Consider the following 24,850-nt stretch of genomic DNA (forward strand, 5'->3'; position numbering starts at 1 on the left):
ACGCTCTTCTTGAATCACAAGATTGCGCCTCCCAGCTTCTAGATCATCAGTTGAACGTGAGTGACGCTTCGAGAGTTGGCTCTGTTCTCCGCACGAGATGCTCCTACGATCCTCGGAGCGGGCTTTCCTGTGAAAGGACTGACGGCTTGGCCGCTGGGACTCTGATAGACCGCGCGTAGTTCGTGCCTGCCCTGCGGTGACATCACCCGAACACTACTACCGTCCGGCAGTTGATATTGCACACCGGGCGAAGCAGTTGCGCGCGAGGGGAGCCCGGCTCGTCTAAAGCCTTGCTCGAGACGAGTGCGGCTCATCACAATGACAGTTCCCCTGCTGTCGGCTACAAACGTCGGGCGGTTGGCGCGCTGCACCAGAGTGTGGGTGGCGGTAATCCGTGAGCCGGCTGCGCGTAGCCCTGCGGTGATGCCGTAGCCGACGCCGCCGGTGGCGCCGCCGAGGAGGGCGCCTTGTCCGGTGGCGCTGGCTGCGCCTGACCAGGAGTACTGGCCGGAGTTGCCGGTGACGGCGTAGGACGCTGCCGCTCCTGCCGCGCCGGACGCCGCGCCGATACCGACGACGGCCGCCAGCCCCGCTGCGCCCCCGGCGCCAGCTGCTGCGGCCATCCCGGCGGCGACGCCGGCGCAGATCCCGGCGGTGGCGGCGATGCACGCGGCGAGGGCGATGGCGACGGCGGTGCCGATGACGGCGCCGGCGATCTCGCGTTGGTGGTCGGAGATCCACCCGCCGATCGAGTTCCAGTCGGGCCAGTACCCGAGGATGTCGACGACGGTGAGGGGGTCGCTCAGGACGTAGGCGTAGGCGTGCAGGGTGCCGGGTTCGGTGAGTAGTCCTGCCCAGCGGTCGGGGGTGGTGAAGGTGGCGGTGGTGGGGTCGTAGGTGCGGGCGTAGAACGCGACCAGCCCGAGGGTGAGGTCGGTGGTCTGGGAGGTGTATCCGTGGTCGGCGTCCCACCCCGCAGTGGTGGTCTGGGTGGTGCCCCAGGGGTCGTACCAGGCGATCTGGGTGAGGGTGTCGCCGGTGGCCTGGGCGATCACCGACCCGAGGGCGTCGGTGAGCTCCCACACCGGGCCCGCGGTGACCCCGCCGGGCAGCACGGCGCCGCTGCCGCTGCCGCTCGGCTCGGCGCTGGGGTCGGTGGGTGGGTCGTGGGCGCCGGTGCCGCCGGTGGCGGGGGTGCTCCCGGGGTGGGTGGTGGTCTGGGCGGCGAGGTGGTCGGCGGCGTCGCGGGTGTAGGTGGTCGTGCCGAAGGTGTCGTCGGTGGTGGCGACCTGGGTCAGGTCGTCCCAGGTGGCGGTGGCGGTGTGCTGGACGAACTCGGTCGTGGTGGTGGTCGCCGCGAGCCGCCCGAGGCCGTCGTGGGTGGTGGTGATCGTGCGGTCGAGGTCGGTGACCGACGCCGGGCGGCCGTCGGGGCCGTAGGTCCAGGTCCGTGCGGTGGTGTCCGGGGACAGCGGAGCGTCGGGGTGGGTCGTGGTGGCGCGGGTGCGGTTCCCGGCGTTGTCGTAGCGGTACTCGGTGACGGTCGACGCCGGGTCGGGGGCCAGCGCGCCCAGCACGGCCGCGGGGGTGCCAGGTGCCGGGGTGTTCGCCGTGCCGGTGGTGTCAGGGGCCTGGTTGGTGTCGGTGGTGCGCAGGACGCGGTTGGCGGCGTCGTGGGTCGCGGTCTGGGTGTGGGTGGTGCCGTCGGGGTCGGTGCGGGCGGCGGTGAGCCGGTTGCCGGACGCGTCGTAGGTGAACGCGAGCTGCGTCACCGGCGCCTGCGGTTCGGGTGCTGCTGGCGGTGCGGGGTCGGTGCTGCCCGGGAGCTCGGGGCTGCCCGGGGACGAAATGTCGTCGCCGGGCTCGCCGGGTCCGCCTGACGGGCTGGGGAGGTCGGCGGTCTCGCCGCCCGTGGTCGGCGCGGTCGGGATGGCCGGGGCGGCCGGGACGGATTCGGTGCCGGTGGTGAGCCGGCCCAGCGGGTCGTAGGCGTAGGTGCCGGTCAGGGCGCGTCCGCCGGTGTCGATGCGGGTGCGGGACGCGACGTGCCCGGTCGGGGTGTAGGTCTGGTCGATCGCGATGTCCCAGACCCCGGACCCGGTGGTCCCGGTGCCGGGCAGGGTCCGGCCGGCGAGGTAGTCCTCGCCCGGCAGGCAGACGTCGCAGGTCGTGGCGACCTCACCCGGAGCCGGAACCGGCACGGTGGCGACCTCGGTGACCTGGTGCCGGACGGCTGTGGTGCGCCCGGCCGGGTCGTAGCCGAACACGGACAGCGGCCCCGGGGTGCCGTCGGTGTTCGTGCGGGTGATCGCCGCGACCCGGTCGGTGGGGTCGTAGGTGTACGCCAGCGTCCCGGCGGGGGTGGTCTGCTCGGCCACGCGCCCGGCGGTGTCGTAGGCCCAGGTCTGGGTGGCCCCGTCGGGGGTGGTCTGCTCGGCACGCCGACCGGCTGGGGTGTAGGCGGTGGTCAGGGTGCCGGTCGTGGTGCGTTGCGCGGTCTGGCGGCCGGTGGCGTCGTACGTCCACCCGGTGACGCCGGTGGGATCGGTCATCGCGATCGGGTTGCCGGTCGCGTCGTACTCAAACCCGACCTCCACCACCGCCGCGCCCCCGCGGCCCTGGGTGGAGGTGACCTGGGCGACCCGGCCCGCAGGGTCGTACCGGTAGCTGGTCCTGCGCCCGTCGGGGTCGGTCTCGCGCGTCAGGCGGCCCGCGTCGTCGTACCGGTAGGAGGTCCGGTTGCCCAGCGGGTCGGTCTTGGACGCCGGACGCCCACCGGCCGTGTACCGGTAGCGGGTCACGGCCCCGGTCGGGCCGGTGACCTGCGCGAGGTCCCCGACCGGGGTGTACGCATAGGTGGTCGTGACGTCCCGGTCGGCGGGGGTCTCGCTCGTGGTCAGGGCCGTCGCAGCCAGGTCGGCGGTGGCCGAGGTGGTGGCGTTCTGGACGACGTGGGTGAGCTGCCCGGCCGGGTCGTACCCGTACCGGGTGACCACCCCGGCGGGGTCGGTGCGGCTGGTCTGGCGTCCCGCCGGGTCGTACCCGAAGGCCGTGACCGCCCCGGTCGGGTCGGTCAGGGTCGCCAGGCGCCCGGCGGGGTCGTAGGTGTGGGTCGTGGTCGCCCCGGCCGGGTCGGTCTCGGTGAGCACCCGACCCGCCGGGTCGTAGGCGTACTGCCACTGCGCCCCACCGGTGGCGCCGGTGGCGGTGACGTGCCCGGTGGGGTCCAGGGTCCACTGCTCGCGGACCCCGTCGGCGTCCACGACCGCCACCAGCCGCCCGTCACCGTCGTACTCGAACGTGCTGCGCGCACCGGTGGGGTCGGTCTGCGCGACCACCCGACCCGCCGCGTCGTACTCGCTCGACGTGGTCCGCCCGGCCTGGTCAGTGGTCGCGACCACCCGACCCGCGAGGTCGTACGTCACGGTCTCGGTCCCGTCCGGGCCGGTACGCGCGACCGGTCGCCCCGCGGCGTCGTAGCCGAGCGTGGTGGTCGCGCCGGTGGAGTCGCGGACCTCGACCAGCTGCCCGCCCGGGGCGTAGGCGTAGCCGGTGGACACCCCGTCCGGGTCGGTCTCGGCGACCAACCGCCCCGCCGGGTCGTACTCCCAGGTCGACTCCCCGCCGCCGGGGTCGGTCTCGCGGACCACCCGCCCGGCCGCGTCCAGCACCCGAGCCCACACCCCACCGGTCGGGTCGGTCACGGCCGTGACCCGGTGAGCGGCGTCCAGGGCGTAGCCGGTGACCGCCCCGGCCGGGTCGGTCACCGCGACCAGGGCGTCCTCGGGGTTGTACGCGTACCGGGTGACCGCTCCGGTCGGGTCGGTGGCTTCCACCAGGCGGCGGCCGGTGTCCCACACCTGTCGGGTGACCGCACCGGTCGGATCGGTCACCGAGGCGAGGTTGTCGTTCGCGTCATACCCGTAGGTCGTCACGGCCCCGTTCGGGTCGGTCTCGGTGACCACGCGGCCCGCCGCGTCGTACCCGTACGCGGTGGTCGCACCCGACGGTGACGTGCTGGTCAGGAGCCGGTTGCCCGCGTCGTACGTGAAGGTCGTGGTGGCCCCGTCGGGGTCGGTCGCCGAGGTCTGGTTCCCGCGGGCGTCGAACGTCGCCGTCCAGCGGCCACCCGCGGCGTCGGTGAACCCCACCGGGTTCCCGGCAGGGTCGTAGGACGTGGCCTCGACGGCGCCGCCGGGGTGCGTCACCTCGGTCGCACGGCCGCCGGCGTCGCGCGCGATGGTCGTGGTCAGCGTGCCGTGGTCGTCGGTGCCCGGCTCGGTGACCTGGGTGACCCGGCCCAGCGCGTCCAAGGCCAGTGACGTGCGGCCCTCGCCGGGTGCGTCGACGCCAGTGGTCCTGCCCCGGGCGTCCAATCCGTACGTCGTGCGCGCGCCGTCCGGGTCGATGACCGCGGTCGGGGTGTTCAGGTCTCCGTACTCCAGGGTGGTGGTGTGCCCGAGGGGGTCGGTGGACGACGTGACCCGACCGCGCCCGTCGACCTCGTAGGACCACACGGACCCGGCGGCGTCGGTGTAGTCCACCCCACCGGGCGTGTAGGCGAACGTGCGGGTCCCGCCGACGCCATCGCCCTGGGAGGTCACCCGCCCGGCGCCGTCGTAGACGTTGCTCAGGTACACCTCCCCCGCGGCGTCCCGGGCCGTGGTCAGCCGGTGGGTGTCGTCGTAGTCGAAGCCCCGCACCCGCCCGTCGGGACCGGTGATCGTGCGCAGGTCCAGGTTGTCGTCGTACCCGAGCTGCCAGGTCCGCCCGTCCGGGGCGCCCAGCGCGGTCACGACCCCGCGGGTGTCGGAGGTCACGGTGATGCGCTGCTCACCGGGCAGCACCACGGCGGTCAGGGGCCGGAACATCGCCTCGTCGGTCAGGGCTGCGTACTCGAACCGCGTGATCGCGCCGGTGGGGTCGCGCTTCTCGATGACGTCCCCGACGCCCTCGGGGTGGGAGGCGTCGAACCGCCACGTGGTCCCGTCGTCCACGGTCAGGACCAGGTGCCCGCCACCGGCCTCCGCCAACGCCGCACCGGTGTTGACGTCCGCGACATACCCCCCGACCCCGTCGGGGGCGAACACGTACGACGCCCCGTCGCCGCGCACGACCATCACCGACCCGTCCGCGAACCGCTGCACCCGCGCGGTCAGGTCGCTGCTCCAGGACGTCCCGAACCGGGACACGCGCCCGTCGGCGGAGTTGTAGACCAACGCGACCTGCGTGTCCGACCCGCCCGGTCCGGTGACGTGGAACAGGTCCTCGAGCTCGACCAGGTTCCCGGTGGTGAAGTTCACCGGGTCGCCCCCGTAGGCGGCGTAGTTCGCGAACCCCAGCTGCATCCACGCCGCGACCTGCGCCGCCGACGGCGGGGCCGGCCACCCACCACCACGGGCCGGGTCGGAGCAGTCGAACCCCTGGTTCTCCAGCTGCAACCCCAACGACGTGAACACCCCGTCCACCACGAACGAGAACCCGTGGTCGATCACCGGCCGGTCGAAGTTGTGGTCCAGGAACAACGTCTCCAGGTGGATCACCGCACCCGGCAACCCCGCGTACTGCGGGTACGTCAGGTTCGCCCGCGCCTTCGGGTTCGCCGGACGACCCGTGTAGACCGGCAGGACCCCCAGGACCGTCGCGCGGGCCTGCTCGTCCAGGGGCCCGCCGCGGGAGTAGACCTCCGACCCGCCGTTACCGATGTTCCCCCACGCCGTGCCCTGGTTGCCGTTGAACCCGAACGTCACCGTCAACGCCGGGTCGTGCGCGAACGCCATCCCCGCCCGCACGTCCCGACCGAGCTCCGGGGTCGGGGTCGTGCGGGTCACGACCACGTCCGCGTTGCACACCTGCGTGAGTCGCGCCGCGACCTGGTTCGCCAGCGCGACGTTGTACCCGACCTCCGTGACCCGCGGCCCCGGGGAGTTCGCGAACGCCCGGTCGTTGTCCGGATCCAGCACCACCCGCGGCCGCGGATCCCCGACGTCCTTGCCCCCGATCACCACGAACTGCGACAAGTGGTCCAGCTCACCCACCACCACCGACCGGGACACATCCAGGAACGACGGCACCACCACCCACGCGCCGGCGTCGGACTCCCGCGTCACCAACCGCACCGACCCCGGACGCACCCCGCCCAGGGCGGCAGGATCGAGCGTGACCTCGACCCGCACCCCCGGAACCGAGCCGCCGTCGTCGCCGGCCATCGACTCACCCAGCACCACGTCGAACCCCGCCGCCTCGGGGTGCGGGGCCCGACCCACCGGCAGACCGCCGATCAACGTCGACCCGTCACCGGACCCGGTGACCGGCATCGACGACGTCGACCGGGCCGCAGGCTCCGCATCCGCGACCGGGGCGCCCGGGGCGTCGTGCGGGAACGACGTCACCGACTCACCCGAGGCGTCGACTGCCGACACGTCGAACCCCGGCGCCAGCACCACCATCTGCTCGGACCCGGCCGTCGCCGTCACCGCGTCGTCCAGCGCGGTGACGCTCACCTCGACCGGCCCGGCCAGGTCGTGCCCCGAGAACGCCACCGACACCGACTCGCCCGACACGACGCCGCCCGCCTCGGGCGCCACCGACCCCGACCCCCACACCGGCCCAGCAACCTCGCCCGCGGCCCCGGGAGCGGCTTGCGGCTGCGGGTCCGGCGCCACCGGAACCGGCCCCGGGTCCACCGCGGCGGCGGCGTTCGCCCGCGCCCACGCCAGCACCTCGCCCGCCGCCCGCGCCCGCGCCACCGCCGGCGACGGCGTCGCCGGGACGAGCATCACCCCCACCAGCGCCGCGACGCACGCACCCCCGACCACCCCGCGACCGACCCACGCCGCCAACGCGACCGTCACACCCCGAACCCGGCCCCCGGCGCCCACACCACCCACGCCGCCGCCGCTCACGCCGACACCCCCGAGCCCGACGCGACCCGACCCCGCCGCAGGTCCCGCCACCCCCGCAGCACCAACCCCGACCCGCCCAGCACGCACGCCGCAGCCAGCAGCCACCACACCGCCGCCGCCCCCGTCGTCGCCAGGGCGCCACCTGCCACCCGCAGGCACGCCACCAACGCCGCCGCGTCCGCGACCCCGTCACCGTCGAGGTCCTCCGACCCGGTCGCGTCCACCGCGTTCCCGGCGATCAGCGCCTCGACCCAGTTCTCCACCCCGTCACCGTCGACATCCCCCCGCAGCACCCCGCCCGGGCACCCGCCCGCCCCGCACAGCAGCACCCCCACCACGTCCGGGATCCCGTCACCGCCGACGTCCACCCCCGCGTCCGCGCACCCCGCGTCCCCGCAGACCAGCACCTCCACCGCGTCCGGCAACCCGTCACCATCGACGTCCGCCCACGGCACCGCACACGTCCCCGACCCGCACAACGCCTCCTCGACCCGGTCCGCGACCCCGTCACCGTCGACGTCCGCCCACCCGCGCCGGTCCACCAGCCCCGACCCCGCGAACGACACCGCGCCGGCACCAGCGGGCGAGACCGACGACCCCCGCTCCAGACCCGGCAGCAGCCCCGCGACCTCCCGCGCACCACCCCCTGCCCGCGCCACGACCTCGCCCGGCGCCGCCACCGCGACGCCCACCCCGAGCACCACCAGCACCAGCCCGGCCACCACCACCGCACCCGACGCGGGCGAGGTCGGGCGCGCGGACGAAGACACGCGGCCAGCAGGCATCGGACCCCCGGAGGACAGGCCGGCGCACCCGCCCAGCAGACGTCACCCGTCCGCCGAACGGGTGAACCCGGCAAGCGAAGCCCCAGGCTGGCGCCCTGCCCAGTCCCCGATCAGGACCAACGTCCCCTACTCAGCCGCCCCGACCTCACCGGCTCCGGGCACAACCGACCACCCCACCCGCCCGCCTGAGTGGTCCCCCGACGGGCCCCCGCCGCGCGTCAGCCCGACGGCCGCACCACGCACCACTCGTTCCCCTCGGGGTCGAGCAGCACCTGGAACGCCCCGCCACCGGTGATCTGCACGGTCCCGACCCGGCGCGCCCCGAGCGCCTCGGCCTGCTCCGTCGCGCGGGCGAGGTCGTCGACCCGCACGTCGAGGTGCAGGCGGTTCTTCACGGCCTTCGGCTCCGGGACCTTCTGGAACGACAGCTGCGTCCAGCCGGGCGGCACGACGTACCACCAGGCGTCGTCCCGGCCCACGGGCTCGCCGCCCAGCACCTGCGCCCAGAAGCCGGCCAGTGCGGCCGGGTCGGCGCAGTCCACCACCACCTCGTCGATGCTCCCGATCATGGGCGCACGCTAGACCCCCGGGTGGCCTGGCGGGCGACGGCGCCGCGGTCGGGTTCAATGGACGGGACCAAGGTCCCCCGCAGGAGGTCTCGATGACGCCGCCCCCCGTGACTCTCGCGCTGTCCGGCGCCGCCGGCCAGATCGGGTACGCCCTGCTGTTCCGGGTGGCGAGCGGGGAGATGTTCGGCCCGGACACCCCCGTGCGGGTGCGGATGCTGGAGCACCCCGACGCGCTGGCCGCGGGCGCGGGCGTCGCCCTCGAGCTGCAGGACGTCGCGTCCCCGCTGCTGGTGGACGTCGACGTGACGGCCGACCCGCGGGTGGCGTTCGACGGCGCGGACGTGGCGGTGCTGGTCGGCGCGCGACCGCGGACGGCCGGGATGGAGCGGGCGGACCTGCTGAGCGCGAACGCCGGGATCTTCGGGCCGCAGGGCGCGGCGCTCAACGACGTCGCGGGTGCGGGGATCCAGGTGCTGGTGGTCGGCAACCCCGCGAACACGAACGCGATGATCGCCGCCGCGCACGCGCCCGACGTGCCGCGCGAGCGGTTCACGGCGCTGACCCGGCTCGACCACAACCGGGCGGTGGCGCAGGTGGCGCTCCGCGCGGGGGTCAGCCCGCGGGACGTCACGCGGGTGGCGGTCTGGGGCAACCACTCCCCCTCGCAGTACCCGGACCTGCGGCACGCCCGGGTCGCCGGTCGGGCGGCGCTGGACGTCGTCGACCGGGACTGGGCGGAGGGCGCGTTCATCGACTCGGTGGCCCAGCGCGGGCGCGCGATCATCGCCGCGCGCGGCGCGTCGTCGGTCGCGTCGACCGCGACGGCCGTGATCCAGCACAGCCACCTGCGCCGACACGGCGTCCCGGACGGTGACTGGACGTCGGCCGGGCTGGTGTCCGACGGCTCCTACGGGGTGCCGGAGGGCCTGGTCTGCTCGTTCCCGGTGACGTCGGTCGCCGGGGCGTGGCGGGTGGTGCCGGGCCTCGAGCTCGACGCGTTCTCGCGGGCGCGAATCGACGCGTCGGTCGCCGAGCTCGTCGCGGAGCGGGACGCCGCCCGCGCGCTCGGTCACCTGGATCCGGTCGCGCGGTCGGGCGCCCGCCCCGCCTGAGGGCGCCTCAGCCGAGCAGGGTCAGGTGGTAGGCGACCGCGACCGCGCACACCACGCCTGCCCCGACCGCGGCGGCCACGGTCCGCGCCCGCGCCCACCGGCTCCCGACCCGCCGGACCAGCAGCGACGCGGCGGCGACGGCGGTCGCCGCGGCCAGGACGGTCGCGACCGTGAACGGGACGACCAGCGTCGCCGACCCCCGGGTGATCACGGCCTCGATCCCGGCGGGTGCCGCCGTGGCCGCACCGATCAGCCCGAGGCCGACGACCAGCGCCAGGCCGGAGCCGAGCACCAGCGCGTCGGCGGCGACGGCCCCGCCCGCCCGCGCTCCCGGGCCGCGGCGCCGCGCCCGGACCAGACCGGACGCGGCACCGGCCGCCGCGACCAGGGCGACCAGCAGGCCCGCGCCGCCGGCGACGAGGTGGTGGCCCGGGTCGTGCAGGGCGTCGACCCGCAGGTACTCCTGCGTCGGCTGCACCGAGGTGCCGAGCGCGCGGACCTGCCCGTCGCCGTCCCGCACGAGCGCGAGCAGCTCGCCGTCGGGTGCCCGGTAGGTGTCGGGACCGACGGGCGCCCAGGTGGTGGTGCCGAGCGCGGGGTTCACTGTCCGCAGTCCCCCGCCGGGCAGCGCGGACACGACCATGTTGTCCAGGGCGACCTTCAGCGCGCTCGCGTCGCTGTCGCTGCGCCGGCTGGTCACGTACGTCCCCTCGACCGCACCGGCTCCCCCGTCCCCCGCCCCGGTCGCGGCCGGCGTGCCGGGTCCGTCGGAACCGTCCGCACCGCCCGCCCCGCCCGCGACGAGCACCGCGAACTCCTCGACCAGCGCGCGCCGCAGGTCGTGCAGGACGTCCGCCGGGTCGCCGTCGACGGCCACGAACAGCCCGGCGCCGCGGTCCCGGTCGACGACGTAGGCGCTGTGCGCCCCGGCGAGGTCGCCCTCGTGCCCGACCAGCCGGTCCGCCACGCCCGGCACCAGGCGCTCCCACGTGCCCCAGCCGCCGCCGGGCAGGGCGGGGTGGATCCCGTGCTGGCGCGCGAGCATCCCGGCGGCCGACGCCTCGTCCAGCACGGACGCGTGGTCGTCGGCCAGCAGCCAGCGCAGGTACCGGCCCATGTCCGTCGCGGTGCTGGTCGCCGCGCCCGCGGGCGCCTCGGCCATGCCGGTCGCCGGGGCTGCCGCCCAGCCGTCGCCGTCGCGCAGGTGGGACACCGCCACGTCGTCCCCGGGCTCCGCGAAGCCCGAGCGGGTCATCCCGAGCGCGCCGAGCACCGTCGCGTCGACCTGCGCCGCGAACGGCGTCCCGGTGACCGTCTGCACCACCAGCCCGAGGAGCGCGAACCCGTAGTTGGAGTACGCGACCACGGTCCCGGGCGCGTGCAGCCGCCCGACCCGCGCGTCGCGCAGGTACGCGTGCAGGTCGGGAGCCGCCTCCCCCGGCGGCGACGTCGTCCCGACGAGACGCTCCTCGAATCCGGCGGTGTGCGTCAGCAGGTCGCGCACGGTGACGGAGCGCCAGCCCGCGTGGCCGGCGACCGGGACGTCCGGCGGCAGCACGTCCTCGACGGGGGTGTCCAGCCCGAGCCGCCCCTGGTCGACCAGCTGCAGCACCGCGACCGCCGTGAACGACTTGGAGATCGACGCGACGCGCACCGGGGTGTCCGGGGTGAGCGGCCGGCCGGTCGCGACGTCCGCGGTGCCGGCGGCGGCGGTGACGACCTCGCCGCCGGGCACGACGACCGCGGCGGTCGCGCCGGGGACGTCGTACTGCTCCACGAGCCGGGGCAGCGCCTCGTCGAGGAACCGCTGCGCCGCCGGCGCGGTGAGGACGACCGGCTCGGGCGTCGCGGCCGACGCGGCGGCGGCGGGGAGCAGCAGCGCACCGACGACGACGGGCAGCAGCACCCGCGCCCGCCGGCGCCACCGGTCCGGGCGCCGGGGTCGGGACGTCGCGGGACGTCGGACGGTGGGCGTGGGGCGGGTGCGGTCGAGCACGACGGTGGGGTCCTCCGGGCAGGCCCTCACGGCGAGGGCGACAGGAGTCGATGCTCCCGGTCCACGCCGGTCGGGCGCTGCGGGGTGCACCCGCCGACCGGGGTGGGGACATCCCCCGGGTCCGCGTCAGCGCGCGTCCACCGCCGTGAGCAGCGCGGACATCGCGGCGCGCGCCCCCGCGACGTCCCGGGCCGTCACGGCGGCGGCGAGCTCGGCGTGCCGGTCGCGGACCGCGGGCTCGGCGAGCGACGCCGCGCGCCGGGCCCGGTCGGCGTGCGGCGGGAGCACCGCCGGCGCGGTGGCCGCCAGCAGCTCGTTGCGCGCGGCGTCGAGCACCGCGCGCAGCAGGGCGTCGTGCGCGGCGAGCAGCCGGTCGGGGTCGTCGTCCGCGCCCAGCGTCGTCGCGTCCAGCGTCGCGACGTCCACCCAGTCTCCGGCGTGCAGCACGAGGTCCGCGGCGTCGACCGCGCGCCACACGTCGTCGGGCAGGCGGCGCGCCCGCGCGGGGACGTGGGTGTCCGACAGGAGCAGCAACCGGGTGACCACCGCCCCATGATGCCCGCGGACGGCCCGCGCGGGGTCGGACCGCTGCTAACGTGACCGCCCACCCGGGGCCGTCCGGACGCCGCCCGACCGGAGGAGACCCGCGTGCCCCCCACCGTGAACCCGTGGCGCGCCGCCGCGCGGGACGCCTGGTCCGTGGTCTGGCGGTGCCTCGCGGTGCTGACCGCGCTGGCCGCCGTGGTCGCCGTGGTCGTGGCGGTCGCGTACCGCTCCGACGACCTCCTCGACGGGGCCACCGGCTCGGCGTCGATCGTCGGCATCATGTGGCTGATCCACGTCGCGGTGACGCTGGTGGTGGGCTACCCGGTCGGGCTGGTCGTCAGCCGACCGCTGCTGGGGGTGACCTCGCGCGCGGGCGCTGCGGGCTGGTTCGCGCTGGCCGGTGCGGTCTCGGGGGCAGCCGTCGTCATGATCGTGCAGTTCCCGCCGGTGGTCTGGTTCGTGCTCGGCGGGGTCGTCGCGGGCGGCGCACGCGCGTGGGCGCACAGACCGATCCGGCGCCGGGCCGACCGGGACGCCCAGGCCCACCAGGCCGCCGCGACGCCCTGGCCCTACCCCGCGACCCCGGTCGGCGAGGCCGTCGACCCGCTCTAGCCGCGCGCGTCCGTCAGCGCCCGGCGTCGACGGCGTCGACGGCGTCGAGCCACCCCGCCAGCAGCCCGGCCAGGGCGGCGGGCTGCTCGTGCGGCAGGGCGTGCCCCGCGCGGTCCAGGACCGCCACCGTGGCCCGGGGGTGCACGGCGAGCAGGCCGAGCGCGGCCGCCCACCCGACGGTCGCGTCCCGTCGACCGGCGACGACGAGCACCGGCCCCCCGTACGGCGGCCCGTCGGTCCCGGACAGCTCCCACCGCTCGCCGATACGCGCCGCCGCGGCCTCGTCGGCCAGCGCCGCACCCGGGGCGACGAACCGCCGGTACCGGTCGAGCATCTCCGCGGTCTGCACGACCAGGTAGTCCCGGAACCCCGCGTCCCCGAGGCCCGGGTCCGCAACCACGGGCCGGTGCTCCGGCACGTCGCGCGTCCCCGCCAGCAGCGGGCAGACCAGCGCCAGCCCGGCGACCTCGCCGGGCCACCGGGCCGCGAACCCGTGGGCGTAGTACCCGCCCGCCGAGTGCCCGACCAGCAGCACCGGCGCTCCCCCGGCGACGTCCTCGACGAACGCCCGCAGCACGTCGAGGACCCCGTCCGCGCTGCGCAGGTCCGTCGGCGCCCGGCTCAGCCCGCAGCCGGGCAGGTCCGGGTAGATCCGCCGCAGCCCGCCGTGCGCCCGCAGTGCCGGCTCGAAGCACGCCTCCGGCTCCCGGTGGTCCACCCCCGCGCCGTGCAGCACCACCACGGGCCGCCCCTGCCCGTGCTCGACGTGGTGCAGCGGCGCGGTCACTCGTCCGCCGGCTCGTTCTTGCCGCGGATCACCAGCAGCGGGTCGGGACGCCCGACCACCGACGCGTCCTTGCCGTCGTAGTCGAACTGGCCGAGGAAGAACCGCATCGCGTTGATCCGCGCGCGCTTCTTGTCGTTGGACCGGATGATCGTCCACCGCGCGTGCCGCTTGTCGGTGCGGCGGAACATCTCCTCCTTCGCCGCGGTGTAGTCGTCCCAGCGGTCCAGCGAGGCGAGGTCCATCGGCGACAGCTTCCACCGGCGCACCGGGTCGAGCTGCCGGATCGCGAACCGGGTGCGCTGCTCGGTCCGCGACACCGAGAACCAGAGCTTGGTGACGTGGATCCCCGAGTCGACCAGCATCTTCTCGAACGCCGGGGCCTGCGCCATGAACGTCTGGTACTCCTCGTCGGACGCGAAGCCCATCACCCGCTCGACGCCGGCCCGGTTGTACCAGGACCGGTCGAACATGACGATCTCGCCCGCGGTCGGCAGGTGCTGCACGTACCGCTGGAAGTACCACTGGCCGCGCTCGCGGTCGCTCGGCTTGGACAGCGCGACGACCCGGGCGGTGCGCGGGTTGAGGTGCTCGGTGAACCGCTTGATCGTGCCGCCCTTGCCGGCGGCGTCGCGGCCCTCGAAGAGGATGATCGCCCGCTTGTCGTTGTCCTCCAGCCAGTACTGGAACTTCAGCAGCTCGACCTGGAGGCGGTACTTCTCGAGCTCGTAGGCGTCGCGGTCCAGCAGGTCGGGGTACGGGTAGCCCTCCTGCCAGGTGTAGACGGGGTTGCCCTCGGGGTCGATGAGGTCGGGGTCGGGTGTGTGGCCGTCACGGACCGTGTAGCCGGTGTCCCGCAGGTACTCGATGTATCCCCGCAGGTCACGCGGCTGCTCGTCTCGGGTCATCCGGGGCTCCTGGTGGCCGTCGCGTCACGGGCTGCTGCCCTCTCGGATCCTCAGCCACCCACCGGCGGGGCGCAACCGCCCGTTCGTGCCGCGTCAGCCGCCCAGCACGACGCGGACCGCCCGGAGCGCGTGCTCCCGCGCGGCGTCGGGGGTGGGCGCCGACGCCAGCCCGAGCAGCCGGCGGCGGTGCGGCTCGCCGAGCAGCAGCGTGTAGAGCTCCGGCGCGGACCGCGCCGGGTCGTCGACGCGCCCCGCCAGCAGCTCCCCGAGCGCCGCGATCGAGGCCGCGGGCCCCTGCGCGTAGAACGTGGCCGCCAGCCCGGGCAGCTGCGGCGCCTCGGCGGTGACCAGGCGGTGCAGGGTCACCGCGTCGTCCCCGTGCAGGGTGTGCACGATCCGCGCCGCGACCGACTCCAGGTCCGCCTCGCCGGGGTCGGGCGCCCGCTCGTGCGCGTGCAGCCGGTCGACCGCGGCGAGGAGCAGGCCGGTCTTGTCGGTGAACCACGTGTAGACGGTGCGCTTGCTGACGCCGGCCGCCGCGGCGACGGCCTCGACCGTCGTGGCCGCGAAGCCGCGCTCCCCGAACAGCGTGACGGCGACGTCCAGCACCGCCTCGCGGCGCGCGGCCACCTCGTCGGCCCGCGGCCGTCCCCGGCGTCGCGGCGCAGCGGTCTCGTCCTGGTCCCTCACGGACCTAATGCTACGGTGCGGTTTCATTATCGACAAGGAGGACCCCCGTGGACGGATACCGGGTGCTGCACGTGGCGTTCAGCGACGACTGGGAGGCGTGCGCGCGGTTCGGCGAGTACGACGTCGCGACCCGCAGCACGCTCGTCGAGACGACGGGCTTCGTGCACGCCACCACCCGCGACGGACTGTCGGCGGTGCTGCGCGACGTCTACGGCGACACCACCGAGCCCCTCCTGCTGGCCGTCGTCGACGAGGACGCGCTCGCCGAGGCCGGCGTGCCCGTGACGTGGGTGCGCGTCCGGCCGGACACACCGGCGACGCCGCGGATCGGCGGCGCGCTGCCGATGGACGACCGGATCGTCGTCGCCGCCCTGGAGCTCACGCGCGGCGCCGGCGGCTGGTCGGCGCCCGACCTCACCGGACTGCGGGTCCGCGCCGCAGCACCCGAGGACCAGCAGTAGCCCGACGCGCACGGGCAACCTGACACCACTCGCCTCTTGCATGACACCACCAGTGGTGTCATGCTGACGTCATGGACCTCACGCGCTACGTCGACGACCTCCAGGACCGGCTGCTCACCGCGGCCGACGCCGCGGGCGGCGACGCCCGGGACCTCGCCCAGCGCCTCACCGCGCCGCTCGACGCGGCGGTCCGGCTCGTCCTGCTCGAGGCCCTGTCCGCGGCCGCCGGTGAGATCTCCGCCGACCTCGCCCCCGGCTCCGTCGACGTGCGGCTGCGCGGCGCGGAGCCGGAGTTCGTGGTGGACGCGCGCTCCGACGCGGGGTCGTACGCAGCCGCACCGGCACCCGCCGCACCCGCACCCGCACCCGCACCCGCACCGGTCGAGGCCGACGAGGGCGCCACCACCCGCACCACCCTGCGCCTGCCCGACCACCTCAAGGCCCAGGTCGAGGTCGCCGCCGCGCGCGAGGGCCTCTCCGTCAACTCCTGGCTCGTCCGGGCGGTCGCCGCCGCGCTCGAGCCCGTCGACCGGCCCGCCCTGCAGGCCCGTCCCGAGCAGCGCGGCACCCGGCTCACCGGCTGGGTGCGCTGACACCCGCTCCGCCCGCTCCACCGCCGCCGACACCACACCGACACCACCCGCCTGGAGCCGTCATGCCCACGTACCCCGCACCCACCCCGGTCGCGGTCGCCGTCGACCTGCTCGTCGGCACGCTGCACGTCGTCGCCGGGGACCGGGACGACGTCGTCGTCACCGTGCTGCCGCTCGACCCCGCCAAGCAGCGCGACGTGCGCGCCGCCGAGGAGGTCCGCGTCGACCGCGTCGGGGACACCGTCACCGTCACCGGCCCGCGGTGGAAGCAGTACCTCCCGTTCGGCACCGGGACCCCGGCCGTCACCGTCGAGCTGCCCACCGGGTCGGACCTGTCCGGCACCGCCGGGACCCTCTACGCGGAGGGCACGCTCGGCACGGTCAGGATGTCGGTGAACGCCGGCAACGCCCGCGTCGGCGAGGCCGACCGGCTGGACCTGAAGGCCTCGGCCGGCTCGGTGACGGTCGGCCGGACCACCGGCGCGACGACGGTCCGGGCCGGCGCGGGATCGGTCCGGATCGGGGAGGTCGCCGGGCAGGCCACGGTCCGCGCGGCCAACGGGACCACGACCGTCGAGGCCGTCACCGGCGCCCTGCACGTGGCCGGCGCCCACGCCGACGTCGCGGTCGGTCGCGTGCGCGGGACCCTGACCGCCAAGGCGGCGTCCGGCGGCATCCGCGTCGACCGCGTCGAGTCGGGCACGGTCACGCTGACGACGTCCTACGGCTCCATCGAGGTCGGCGTGCCCGAGGGCACCGCCGCCTGGCTCGACGTCGCGTCGGACCACGGGTCCGTGCGCAACGAGCTCCGCCCGGTGGAGGGCCCCGTCGTCGACGAGGCCACCGCCGAGATCACGGCCGGCACCGGCTACGGCGACGTCCTCGTCCGCCGGCCCTGACCGCACCCGCACCGCCCCACCCGCTCCCCGAGGAGGACCCCCATGTCCGACGACCTCGCCGTGGACGTCCGCGGCCTGCGCAAGTCCTACGGCGACCAGCTCGTGCTCGACGGCGTCGACCTCGCCGTCCGCGCCGGCACCGTCACCGCCCTGCTCGGCCCGAACGGCGCCGGCAAGACCACCACGGTCGGCATCCTGTCGACGCTCCTGCGACCGGACGGCGGCACCGCCCGTGTCGCCGGGCACGACGTCGTCGCCGACCCGCAGGCGGTGCGCGCCGCGATCGGCGTCACCGGCCAGCTCTCCGCGGTCGACGACCTGCTCACCGGCGTCGAGAACCTGCGGCTCATGACGCAGCTGCACCACCTCGGCCGCGCCGCCGGGCGGGAGCGCACCGACGCGCTGCTCGCGCGGTTCGACCTCACCGACGCCGCGCGCAAGCCGGTGTCCACCTGGTCCGGCGGCATGCGGCGCAAGCTCGACCTCGCGATGACCCTGGTCGGCTCCCCCGCGGTCGTGTTCCTCGACGAGCCGACCACCGGGCTCGACCCGCGCAGCCGCCGGACGCTCTGGGACGAGGTCCGCGCCCTGGTCGCCGCCGGCACGACGATCCTGCTCACCACCCAGTACCTCGACGAGGCCGACCACCTCGCCGACCGGGTCGCGGTGCTCGACGGCGGCCGGGTCGTCGCCGAGGGCACCCCGGCCGAGCTCAAGTCCACGCACGACGCCGGCACGCTCGACGACGTGTTCCTGCGCCTCACCGCGCCGTCGGCCGCCGCCGTCCCGTCCTCGGAGGAGGTGGCCTGATGGCCGCCGTCACGCTCGCCCCCGCGCCCGTCGCGGTCGGTGCCCGCCCCGTCGCGGACACCCTGGCCATGTTCCGCCGCAACCTGCTGCGGGCCGTCCGCTACCCCGGCCTGACCGGGTTCACCGTCGGCATCCCGATCGCGCTGCTCCTGCTGTTCGTCTACGTGTTCGGCGGCGCGTTCGGCGCCGGGGTCGCACCCGGCGTCGCCCCCGGTGCGGACGGCCGGGCCGCGTACCTCGACTACATCACCCCGGCGATCCTGCTGTTCGCCGTCGTCGGTGCGGCGCAGAGCGTCGCGATCACCGCCGCGATGGACGCCACGAGCGGCATCATGGCGCGGTTCCGGACCATGGCCATCTCCCCCGGGTCGGTCCTCGGCGGGCCGGTGCTGGGCACGGTGGTGCAGGGGGTGCTCGCGGTCGCCGTGGTGCTCGGGCTCGCGGTGGCGCTCGGCCACCGACCGGGTGCCGGGCCGCTGGGCTGGCTCGCCCTGCTGGGGCTGCTCGCGCTCGTCACCTTCGCCACCGCCTGGTTGTGCGTGGCGATGGGCCTCGCCGCCCCCTCGGTCGAGACCGCGTCGAACACGCCGATGCTGCTCACGGCCCTGCCGTTCCTCGGCAGCGGGTTCGTCCCGGTGGACACGATGCCCACGGCGGTGCGCTGGTTCGCCGAGTACCAGCCGTTCACCCCGATCATCGAGACGACCCGCAGCCTGCTCGCGGGCACACCGCTCGACGCGGCGCGCACCGCGCAGGCGCTGGGCTGGACCGTGGTGATCGGCGCGCTCGGGTACGCGTGGGCGCGGTCGCTGTACCGCCGCGAACGCCGGTGACAGCGCGCCCGCACCGGGTGCACGCTGGGTCGGTGGACGCCACCTCCCCGGACCCCGGCCCGTTCTTCCACGGCACGCGCGCGGACCTCGCACCCGGCGACCTCCTGGAACCCGGCTTCCGGTCGAACTTCGGCAGCCACCGGGTCGCGCGCTACCTGTACCTGACCGCCACGCTCGACGCCGCGACCTGGGGCGCCGAGCTGGCGGCCGGGGACGCACCGGGCCGGATCTACCGGGTCGAACCGACCGGCCCGTTCGAGGACGACCCGAACCTCACCGACCAGAAGTTCCCCGGCAACCCGACGCGGTCGTACCGCACCCGCGCGCCGCTGCGGGTCGTCGGCGAGGTCGAGGACTGGACCGGCCACCCGCCGGAGGTCCTGCAGGCGATGCGCGACCACCTCGCCGAGCTCGACCGGGCCGGCGTGGAGGCGATCGAGGACTGACGCGTGTCGGCGGCGGGTCGTACGATCCGCGACATGCCCGACGACACCCCGACGCTGCTAGTCGCCGACGCCGCCGCCTGGCGGGCCTGGCTCGACGCGCACGAGGACGAGACCGCCGGGGTGTGGCTGGTCCTCGCCAAGAAGGGCGTCGTCGACCCCACGTCGCTCACCTACGCGCAGGCCCTCGACGAGGCCCTGTGCAGCGGTTGGATCGACGGCCAGAAGCGCGCGGGCGACGCCGCGACGTTCCTGCAGCGGTTCAGCCCGCGCCGGGCCCGGTCGCTGTGGTCGCAACGCAACATCGAGCACGTCGCGCGGCTCACCGCCGAGGGTCGGTTCCGGCCGCGCGGGCACGCCGAGGTCGACCGGGCCCGGGCCGACGGCCGCTGGGACCGCGCCTACGCGGGCTCCGCGGCGGCCGAGGCGCCGGAGGACCTGCTGCTCGCGCTCGACGCGGTGCCCGGCGCCCGCGCGCGGTTCGACGCGCTGAGCCGCCAGGACCGGTACTCCGTGCTGCACCCGCTGATGACGGCGGCGACGCCGCAGACCCGGCAGCGCCGCCTCGACCGTGCGGTCGCGCAGCTGGCCGCTTCCGACTAGCCCTCGGGCGCCGGCCGCGGTGCGGAACCCCCGGCCGCGCGTGCCTGGAGCCGCTTGCGCAGGAAGACGTACGGCAGCAACCACGTCGCCACGGCGGTGACCAGCCAGACGAGCACCACCGCCGCGATCCACGTGGCGGCGCCGCCGGTGACCCGCAGGCCGTCCGAGATCGTCTGCGCCAGCAGCAGCGCCACGAACGTCGACACCAGCCCGATCCCGCCCAGGAACGCGCTCGCGTACTTCCGGGCGGTCATCGCGATGAACGGCGTGAGGATCGCCTGGGCGACCGTGAACACCACGACAGCCGTCGCGAACCCGCCCGGGCTGAGGTGGAACCCGTCGAGCACCAGCGACGTCACCCACAGCCCCAGCGCCGCGGAGCCGAGGAAGATCGCGACGCGGATCAGGAAGATGACCATGCGCCGACCGTAGACCCGCCGCTCCCACCCGCGACAGGGCCGGTGCGTCCAGGGGCCGGGTCAGCTGACGCCGGCGGCGTGGGCCCAGGCGACGGCCTCGGCGCGGGTCGTCGCGCCGATCTTGCGGTAGATCGACCGCACCTGGGTCTTCACGGTGTTGCGGGACACGAACAGCCGCCGGGCGATCTGCTCGAGCGTGACGTCCTCGGTCAGCTCGGACAGCACGACCCGCTCACGGACGGACAGCGGCTCGCCGACCGACGCGGTCGGGTGCGGTGCGGTGGCGGGCGGTGCGGCGGACTCGAGGACGCGCATGGTGGGCTCCGGTCGTCGGGGGTGACGGGTGATCCGTCCTGCCCGGGGTTCGTCGCCGGTCACCTCGCGGATGGGTCGCCGGGGCGCACGTCACCCGTTCGGCCCACCGGGCCCGCGCGGCGACCCCGCTGCTACGCCGGGCGGTCGCCGCAGCCCGCCGCGAGGACGCGCACCGTGCTCGGCGGGTTCGCCGCGAGCAGGTGCGCGGGACGCACGGGCCGGCGCTCCAGGTTGCCCCCGCAGTTCGGGCACGCGCGTCCGGGAAACGTCGCCACGCAGTCCGCGCACCACGTGCACTCGAACGTGCAGATGTACGCGTCGATCGCGTCGGGCGGCAGGTCACGGTCGCAGCACTCGCAGCTCGGACGGATCTGGAGCACGGCACCTCCCGGTCGGCGGCGGCCCCGGCAGCCGCCGCCCCACTATGCCCGACCCGCCCCCTTCCCCGGCACCCGGCCCCGTCACCCGACACCCGACACCCAGCACCCGACAAGTGGTCATGACACGCTGGGCCGAGCACCCGGACCCCAGCGCGTCGTGACCGCTCGACGCCGCGCCGGGCGGGGCCGGGCGCGCGCGGGGGCGGGGGCGGGGGCGGGGGCGGGGGCGGATGATCGGGGCATGGTCCGTGTCGCTATCGACGCCCGCACCGCCGTCCGCCTGGCCCGCGAGGACGTGGTGGTCGACCGCGGCCACCGCCTGGTCGCCCCGCACCGGCTGCGGTCCGAGGCGATGGCGCTGCTCTACGCCGAGGTGCGCGCGGGGACGCTCGCCGACGCCGACGCGCGAGCCCTGCTGGACCGGGTCACCGCGACGCCGGTGCGGCTGCTCGGCGACCGGGTGTCGCGGGCGACCGCCTGGCAGATCGCGACCCGGCTCGGCTGGGACGACACCGGGCCCGCGGAGTACCTCGCGGTCGCGCAGCTGCAGGCCGACGTGCTCGTCACCGTCGACGAGGACCTGGCGCACAAGGCCGCGGGGATCGTCGCGACGGCGCCGTTCGGGTTCCTGACCGAACCCGCGTGACCGGGCGCGCCGCGGTCCGCGACGTCGCTCAGAGCCCACCCGCCGCAGCACCGCCCGCGGCGATCTCCGCCGCGCGCGTGGCCGCCGTCGCCGCGAGCAGCGCGAGGCCGTCGGCCGCCGGTGTCCCCGGGGCCGCGCTGTACGCGACCACCTGCAGCCCCGGTTCCTGGACCACCTGCAGCACGTCGAAGTCGAGCGTGAGCACGCCGACCTCGGGGTGCCGCAGCCGCTTGACCCCGGTGCGGTGCAGCCGGACGTCCTGGGTCGCCCACAGCGTGCGGAAGTGCTCCGAGCGCGTCGACAGCTCGCCGACGAGGTCGCTCAGCGCGCGGTCGTAGGGGTTCAGCCCGGCGGTGGCGTGCAGGGCGGCGACGCTGTCGCGGGTGACCTGCTCCCAGTCGACGAAGAACGTGCGCGCCGCCAGGTCGAGGAACGCGAACCGCGCGGGACTCGCGGGGCTGCCCGTCGCCCGGGCGAAGTCGTGCACCGGCGCGAACAGCTCCCGCGCCAGGTCGTTGGTCGCGACGATCTCGAGGCGGCGGTCCTGGACGTACGCGGGCGAGGTCGTCATCGAGTCGAGGACGCGTTGCACGGAGGCCCGGACCGTGGCCGGTGCGACCGGCGACCGCCGGCTCCGGGCGGGTCGGCCGGCGGCGTGCGCGAGGTTGCGCAAGTGCAGCTGCTCGGCCTCGTCGAGCCGCAGGGCCGCGGACAGCGCGTCGAGCACGGCGTCGGACGCGCCGCCGAGCTGACCGCGCTCGATCCGCGCGTAGTACTCCGACGACACTCCGGCGAGCACCGCCACCTCGTCCCGGCGCAGGCCCACGACACGTCGCCGTCCGGTCGACGGGGGCAGCCCGACCTCGGCCGGCGTCAGGCGCGCGCGGCGGGAGGCCAGGAAGTCCCGTACCTCGTCTCGGTGGTCCATGACGTCGACGGTACGAGCGTCGCGGCGCCGGAGCCACGTCCTGCGAGTACACCCCTGAGCAAGGCGTTCCTCCCGCGAGGGGGGCGTGGTCCAGTGGGTACCGGCCCGACCGGGTCGCACCGCAGCACGAGGAGCACCCATGACCAGCACCCTGCCCGCCCTGACCCTGAACAACGGCGTCACGATGCCCGCCCTGGGGTTCGGCGTCTTCCAGACGCCGCCGGACGAGACGGTCGCCGCGGTCCGCGAGGCGCTACGGGTCGGGTACCGGCACGTCGACACCGCCGCGGCGTACGGCAACGAGCGCGAGGTGGGTCGGGCGATCGCCGAGTCGGGGCTGGACCGCTCGGACGTGTTCGTGGAGACGAAGGTGTGGATCAGCGACTTCGGCTACGACGCCACGCTGCACGCCTTCGACAAGTCGGCGGGCAAGCTCGGCCTGGAGCAGATCGACCTGTTCATCCTGCACCAGGCCTTGCCCAGCCGGTTCGACCTGACGGCCGAGGCCTACCGGGCGCTGGAGACGCTGCTCGCCGACGGCCGGGTGCGGGCGATCGGCGTCAGCAACTTCATGCCCGAGCACCTGGACCGCCTGATGACGACGGCGACGGTGGTGCCCGCGGTGAACCAGGTGGAGGTGCACCCGTACTTCCAGCAGCCGGACGTGCAGGCGGCGGACGCCGCGCTCGGCGTCGTGACGCAGGCGTGGTCGCCGATCGGCGGGATCACCGCGTACCGGGAGAACGGCGCGCGGACGTTCGACGACGCGACGATCGTCGGCCTCGCGGAGCGCCACGGGGCCACCCCTGCGCAGGTGATGCTGCGCTGGCACCTCCAGCAGGGCCGGTCGGCGATCCCGAAGTCCACGCGGCCCGAGCGGATCGCGGAGAACCTCGACGTGCTCGGGTTCACGCTCGACGCCGACGAGCTCGCCGCACTCGACGCTCTCGACCAGGGCGTGCGCCGGGGCCCGGAGCCCGCGGACGTCACGCTCGAGGCGTTCGGTCGCGCGATCCCGGAGGCCTGAGCCGGCGCCGTCAGGCCGACGCGGCCCCGGCCGTGGCCGCCAGCCACGCGCGCGGCGACGCGCCGAGCCGCTGCGTGAACGCCCGCGAGAACGCGGCGGACGTGGCGTAACCGAGCTCGGTCGCCGTGCGGGACACCGAGGCGCCGGCGCGGAGCCGGTCCTGCGCGACGGTCAGCCGCCACCGGGTCAGGTACTCGGCAGGCGGCTGGCCGACCGCCTCCTTGAACCGCGCGGCGAACGCGCTGCGGGACATGCTCGCCTCGTGGGCCATCGACGCGAGCGTCCAGGCGCGGCCCGGCTGCTCGTGCACGGCGACCAGCGCCGGGGCGAGACGCGGGTCGGCGAGCCCGGTGAGCAGGCCGGCCGGCAGCGCGAGGTCGTCGGTGTGGTCCAGCACCCAGCGGAACAGCTCGATCAGCACGACCTCGAACAGCCGGTCCGCGACGAGCCGCCGCCCGCAGCGCACGTCGTCGACCTCGGCGAACAGCAGGTCGAGGGCGGGCCCGAGGCTGCGGACCGCGTCGAGCGGCAGCACCAGCACGGGCGGGAGCGTGCGCACCAGCGGGTGGGTCTCGCCGCCGGCGAAGTCGAGGGTCGCGCAGGCGAAGTCGGAGTCGTCGGTCGGGGCGTTGTGGAACGCGTGCTCCAGCGGCCGGGGGTAGAGCAGCAGGCTGGGGGTGTCGACGACCCTGCGCTCGATCCGCCCACCGGCGCCGACGTGCTCGATCTCCATCGCGCCGCGCCGGAGCACGTGCAGGAACCCGCGCCCGGGCCGGGCGGCGAAGGTCGTGACGCCGCACAGCGGGCCCGTGTGGAACACCTCCGTGCGGACGCGGAGCTGCACGAGCAGGGAGGAGAGCCGGTCGACGGGAGCCACCGACCCAGTATCGCGGACGATCGGACGCATATGGAAGACGCTGCGCGTCTTTTCGTCCACCGATCCGCGCCAGGCTGGAGGCACACCGCAGGACGGGACCCGTCCGGCGGCACCTCCGACCGAAGGAGCACCACCATGTCCCGCGTCCCGCTCGTCGACCCCGCCACCACCACCGGCCCCGTCAAGGAGCAGCTCGACCAGGTCCGCGCCGCGTTCGGGGGCGTGCCCAGCATGTTCCGCGCGGTCGCCGGCTCCCCCGCCGCCCTGCAGAGCATGTGGGCCCAGTTCGGCGCCCTCGGCACCGGCACGCTCGGTGCCGCCGTCGGCGAGCAGATCGCGGTCGCCGTGGCGAACCGCAACGCGTGCGAGTACTGCCTCGCCGCGCACACCGCGCTCGGCCGCAAGGCCGGCGTCCCGCGCGAGGCGATGGCCGCCGCGCAGGACGGGGCGTCGGACGACCCCCGCACCGCCGCGGTCCTGACCTTCGCGCTGCGCCTGGTCGAGGAGCGTGGGCACGTGTCCGCCGCCGACGTCCAGGCCGTCCGGGACGCGGGCTGGTCGGACGAGCAGGTCGTCGAGGTCGTCGCGCACGTCGCCCTCAACCTGTTCACCAACTACGTGAACGTCGCCCTCGAGGTCCCCGTGGACTTCCCGACGGTGCCGCTGCGCCGGGCCGCCTGACGGACACCCCGGCCGTGCCCCGCGCCCA

At 75.6% G+C, this 24,850-nt stretch carries 25 protein-coding genes; 12 read left to right on the forward strand and 13 right to left on the reverse strand.

All coding sequences use genetic code 11. From position 1 onward, the window contains the following. Positions 1–38: 38 nt before the first annotated feature. The 3 genes from ACFVXN_RS06340 to ACFVXN_RS06350 all read right to left on the reverse strand — a co-directional run bounded on the left by ACFVXN_RS06340 (position 39) and on the right by ACFVXN_RS06350 (position 8,259). A complete protein-coding gene (locus ACFVXN_RS06340; protein WP_389229018.1) occupies positions 39–6,854 on the reverse strand; it encodes an RHS repeat-associated core domain-containing protein in 6,816 nt (2,271 codons plus the stop codon). A gap of 47 nt (positions 6,855–6,901) precedes the next feature. Continuing rightward, positions 6,902–7,675: a hypothetical protein gene (locus tag ACFVXN_RS06345; protein WP_389229021.1), complete on the reverse strand. Its 774-nt coding sequence runs from the start codon at positions 7,673–7,675 to the stop codon at positions 6,902–6,904. A gap of 233 nt (positions 7,676–7,908) precedes the next feature. Next, on the reverse strand, positions 7,909–8,259 hold the full coding sequence (locus tag ACFVXN_RS06350) for a VOC family protein (protein ID WP_389229024.1): 351 nt from the start codon (positions 8,257–8,259) through the stop codon (positions 7,909–7,911). A 92-nt stretch (positions 8,260–8,351) separates the two neighbouring features. On the opposite strand from ACFVXN_RS06350, the gene ACFVXN_RS06355 reads away from it, so the two are divergent. Continuing rightward, positions 8,352–9,371, forward strand: a complete 1,020-nt coding sequence (locus tag ACFVXN_RS06355) for a malate dehydrogenase (RefSeq protein ID WP_389229027.1) — start codon at positions 8,352–8,354, stop codon at positions 9,369–9,371. A 7-nt stretch (positions 9,372–9,378) separates the two neighbouring features. Here ACFVXN_RS06355 and ACFVXN_RS06360 read toward each other — a convergent pair whose 3' ends face one another. Beyond that, complete coding sequence (locus ACFVXN_RS06360; protein ID WP_389229030.1) at positions 9,379–11,367, reverse strand: serine hydrolase domain-containing protein; 1,989 nt, start codon at positions 11,365–11,367, stop codon at positions 9,379–9,381. A 126-nt stretch (positions 11,368–11,493) separates the two neighbouring features. Continuing rightward, complete coding sequence (locus ACFVXN_RS06365) at positions 11,494–11,913, reverse strand: hypothetical protein (RefSeq protein WP_389229033.1); 420 nt, start codon at positions 11,911–11,913, stop codon at positions 11,494–11,496. A 102-nt stretch (positions 11,914–12,015) separates the two neighbouring features. Here ACFVXN_RS06365 and ACFVXN_RS06370 point away from each other — a divergent pair, with 102 nt between their 5' ends. Further along, entirely contained in the window at positions 12,016–12,525 is a 510-nt protein-coding gene (locus ACFVXN_RS06370; protein WP_389229036.1) for a hypothetical protein, read from the forward strand. A 13-nt stretch (positions 12,526–12,538) separates the two neighbouring features. On the opposite strand, the gene ACFVXN_RS06375 is transcribed toward ACFVXN_RS06370, so the two are convergent. The 3 genes from ACFVXN_RS06375 to ACFVXN_RS06385 all read right to left on the reverse strand — a co-directional run bounded on the left by ACFVXN_RS06375 (position 12,539) and on the right by ACFVXN_RS06385 (position 14,907). After that, positions 12,539–13,312 (reverse strand): alpha/beta fold hydrolase, encoded by a 774-nt coding sequence (locus ACFVXN_RS06375; RefSeq protein ID WP_389229039.1) that lies wholly within the window; start codon positions 13,310–13,312, stop codon positions 12,539–12,541. Further along, entirely contained in the window at positions 13,309–14,217 is a 909-nt protein-coding gene (gene ppk2 / locus ACFVXN_RS06380) for a polyphosphate kinase 2 (protein ID WP_389229042.1), read from the reverse strand. The genes ACFVXN_RS06375 and ppk2 overlap by 4 nt, the downstream gene beginning before the upstream one ends. A 93-nt stretch (positions 14,218–14,310) precedes the next feature. Then, positions 14,311–14,907, reverse strand: a complete 597-nt coding sequence (locus ACFVXN_RS06385; protein ID WP_389229045.1) for a TetR family transcriptional regulator — start codon at positions 14,905–14,907, stop codon at positions 14,311–14,313. Between the two features lie 47 nt (positions 14,908–14,954). Between ACFVXN_RS06385 and ACFVXN_RS06390 the strand changes: the two genes are divergently transcribed. The 7 genes from ACFVXN_RS06390 to ACFVXN_RS06420 all read left to right on the forward strand — a co-directional run bounded on the left by ACFVXN_RS06390 (position 14,955) and on the right by ACFVXN_RS06420 (position 19,549). Beyond that, positions 14,955–15,368 carry a DUF952 domain-containing protein gene (locus ACFVXN_RS06390; protein WP_389229048.1) on the forward strand — a complete coding sequence of 138 codons (414 nt, stop codon included), beginning with the start codon at positions 14,955–14,957 and terminating at the stop codon, positions 15,366–15,368. Positions 15,369–15,439: 71 nt separating this feature from the next. Continuing rightward, a complete protein-coding gene (locus ACFVXN_RS06395) occupies positions 15,440–15,961 on the forward strand; it encodes a histidine kinase (RefSeq protein WP_389229051.1) in 522 nt (173 codons plus the stop codon). Between the two features lie 62 nt (positions 15,962–16,023). Then, entirely contained in the window at positions 16,024–16,860 is an 837-nt protein-coding gene (locus tag ACFVXN_RS06400) for a DUF4097 domain-containing protein (protein ID WP_389229054.1), read from the forward strand. A 42-nt stretch (positions 16,861–16,902) separates the two neighbouring features. Next, positions 16,903–17,670: an ABC transporter ATP-binding protein gene (locus ACFVXN_RS06405; protein WP_389229058.1), complete on the forward strand. Its 768-nt coding sequence runs from the start codon at positions 16,903–16,905 to the stop codon at positions 17,668–17,670. Then, positions 17,670–18,503: an ABC transporter permease gene (locus tag ACFVXN_RS06410; protein WP_389229061.1), complete on the forward strand. Its 834-nt coding sequence runs from the start codon at positions 17,670–17,672 to the stop codon at positions 18,501–18,503. Before ACFVXN_RS06405 ends, ACFVXN_RS06410 begins: the two co-directional genes overlap by 1 nt. Positions 18,504–18,520: 17 nt before the next feature. Beyond that, the gene (gene arr / locus ACFVXN_RS06415; protein ID WP_389230501.1) at positions 18,521–18,949 is read left to right on the forward strand and encodes an NAD(+)--rifampin ADP-ribosyltransferase; all 429 of its coding nucleotides are present in this window, start codon (positions 18,521–18,523) and stop codon (positions 18,947–18,949) included. 33 nt (positions 18,950–18,982) lie between these two features. Continuing rightward, on the forward strand, positions 18,983–19,549 hold the full coding sequence (locus ACFVXN_RS06420; RefSeq protein WP_389229064.1) for a YdeI family protein: 567 nt from the start codon (positions 18,983–18,985) through the stop codon (positions 19,547–19,549). Here ACFVXN_RS06420 and ACFVXN_RS06425 read toward each other — a convergent pair. From ACFVXN_RS06425 to ACFVXN_RS06435, 3 genes are all read right to left on the reverse strand, one after another. Next, a complete protein-coding gene (locus tag ACFVXN_RS06425) occupies positions 19,546–19,968 on the reverse strand; it encodes a hypothetical protein (RefSeq protein WP_389229067.1) in 423 nt (140 codons plus the stop codon). The genes ACFVXN_RS06420 and ACFVXN_RS06425 overlap by 4 nt on opposite strands. A gap of 60 nt (positions 19,969–20,028) precedes the next feature. Next, positions 20,029–20,283 carry a LuxR C-terminal-related transcriptional regulator gene (locus ACFVXN_RS06430; protein ID WP_389229070.1) on the reverse strand — a complete coding sequence of 85 codons (255 nt, stop codon included), beginning with the start codon at positions 20,281–20,283 and terminating at the stop codon, positions 20,029–20,031. 131 nt (positions 20,284–20,414) lie between these two features. Beyond that, positions 20,415–20,663, reverse strand: a complete 249-nt coding sequence (locus ACFVXN_RS06435; RefSeq protein WP_389229073.1) for a DUF1272 domain-containing protein — start codon at positions 20,661–20,663, stop codon at positions 20,415–20,417. A gap of 241 nt (positions 20,664–20,904) precedes the next feature. Here ACFVXN_RS06435 and ACFVXN_RS06440 point away from each other — a divergent pair, with 241 nt between their 5' ends. Beyond that, positions 20,905–21,309, forward strand: coding sequence for a hypothetical protein (locus tag ACFVXN_RS06440; protein WP_389229076.1), 405 nt, complete (start codon positions 20,905–20,907; stop codon positions 21,307–21,309). 28 nt (positions 21,310–21,337) lie between these two features. Here the strand turns inward: ACFVXN_RS06440 and ACFVXN_RS06445 are convergent, their stop codons facing one another. Then, positions 21,338–22,237, reverse strand: a complete 900-nt coding sequence (locus ACFVXN_RS06445; RefSeq protein WP_389229079.1) for a helix-turn-helix transcriptional regulator — start codon at positions 22,235–22,237, stop codon at positions 21,338–21,340. Between the two features lie 139 nt (positions 22,238–22,376). On the opposite strand from ACFVXN_RS06445, the gene ACFVXN_RS06450 reads away from it, so the two are divergent. Then, the gene (locus ACFVXN_RS06450; protein ID WP_389229082.1) at positions 22,377–23,264 is read left to right on the forward strand and encodes an aldo/keto reductase; all 888 of its coding nucleotides are present in this window, start codon (positions 22,377–22,379) and stop codon (positions 23,262–23,264) included. Between the two features lie 10 nt (positions 23,265–23,274). On the opposite strand, the gene ACFVXN_RS06455 is transcribed toward ACFVXN_RS06450, so the two are convergent. Then, a complete protein-coding gene (locus tag ACFVXN_RS06455; protein WP_389229085.1) occupies positions 23,275–24,141 on the reverse strand; it encodes an AraC family transcriptional regulator in 867 nt (288 codons plus the stop codon). A gap of 135 nt (positions 24,142–24,276) precedes the next feature. Here ACFVXN_RS06455 and ACFVXN_RS06460 point away from each other — a divergent pair, with 135 nt between their 5' ends. Beyond that, positions 24,277–24,822, forward strand: coding sequence for a carboxymuconolactone decarboxylase family protein (locus ACFVXN_RS06460; RefSeq protein ID WP_389229088.1), 546 nt, complete (start codon positions 24,277–24,279; stop codon positions 24,820–24,822). Positions 24,823–24,850: the final 28 nt, after the last annotated feature.

The sequence above is a fragment of the Cellulomonas sp. NPDC058312 genome, from assembly GCF_042880135.1.
GTDB lineage: Bacteria > Actinomycetota > Actinomycetes > Actinomycetales > Cellulomonadaceae > Cellulomonas.

What these genes read in the sequence shown, in the direction of transcription:
- ACFVXN_RS06350 (WP_389229024.1), bottom strand. Translation starts at nt 8,259, where the DNA reads ATGATCGGGAGCATCGACGAGGTGGTGGTGGACTGCGCCGACCCGGCC.
- ACFVXN_RS06355 (WP_389229027.1), top strand. Translation starts at nt 8,352, where the DNA reads ATGACGCCGCCCCCCGTGACTCTCGCGCTGTCCGGCGCCGCCGGCCAG.
- ppk2 (WP_389229042.1), bottom strand. Translation starts at nt 14,217, where the DNA reads ATGACCCGAGACGAGCAGCCGCGTGACCTGCGGGGATACATCGAGTAC.
- ACFVXN_RS06395 (WP_389229051.1), top strand. Translation starts at nt 15,440, where the DNA reads ATGGACCTCACGCGCTACGTCGACGACCTCCAGGACCGGCTGCTCACC.
- ACFVXN_RS06400 (WP_389229054.1), top strand. Translation starts at nt 16,024, where the DNA reads ATGCCCACGTACCCCGCACCCACCCCGGTCGCGGTCGCCGTCGACCTG.
- ACFVXN_RS06405 (WP_389229058.1), top strand. Translation starts at nt 16,903, where the DNA reads ATGTCCGACGACCTCGCCGTGGACGTCCGCGGCCTGCGCAAGTCCTAC.
- ACFVXN_RS06410 (WP_389229061.1), top strand. Translation starts at nt 17,670, where the DNA reads ATGGCCGCCGTCACGCTCGCCCCCGCGCCCGTCGCGGTCGGTGCCCGC.
- ACFVXN_RS06420 (WP_389229064.1), top strand. Translation starts at nt 18,983, where the DNA reads ATGCCCGACGACACCCCGACGCTGCTAGTCGCCGACGCCGCCGCCTGG.
- ACFVXN_RS06425 (WP_389229067.1), bottom strand. Translation starts at nt 19,968, where the DNA reads ATGGTCATCTTCCTGATCCGCGTCGCGATCTTCCTCGGCTCCGCGGCG.
- ACFVXN_RS06430 (WP_389229070.1), bottom strand. Translation starts at nt 20,283, where the DNA reads ATGCGCGTCCTCGAGTCCGCCGCACCGCCCGCCACCGCACCGCACCCG.
- ACFVXN_RS06440 (WP_389229076.1), top strand. Translation starts at nt 20,905, where the DNA reads ATGGTCCGTGTCGCTATCGACGCCCGCACCGCCGTCCGCCTGGCCCGC.
- ACFVXN_RS06445 (WP_389229079.1), bottom strand. Translation starts at nt 22,237, where the DNA reads ATGGACCACCGAGACGAGGTACGGGACTTCCTGGCCTCCCGCCGCGCG.
- ACFVXN_RS06450 (WP_389229082.1), top strand. Translation starts at nt 22,377, where the DNA reads ATGACCAGCACCCTGCCCGCCCTGACCCTGAACAACGGCGTCACGATG.
- ACFVXN_RS06460 (WP_389229088.1), top strand. Translation starts at nt 24,277, where the DNA reads ATGTCCCGCGTCCCGCTCGTCGACCCCGCCACCACCACCGGCCCCGTC.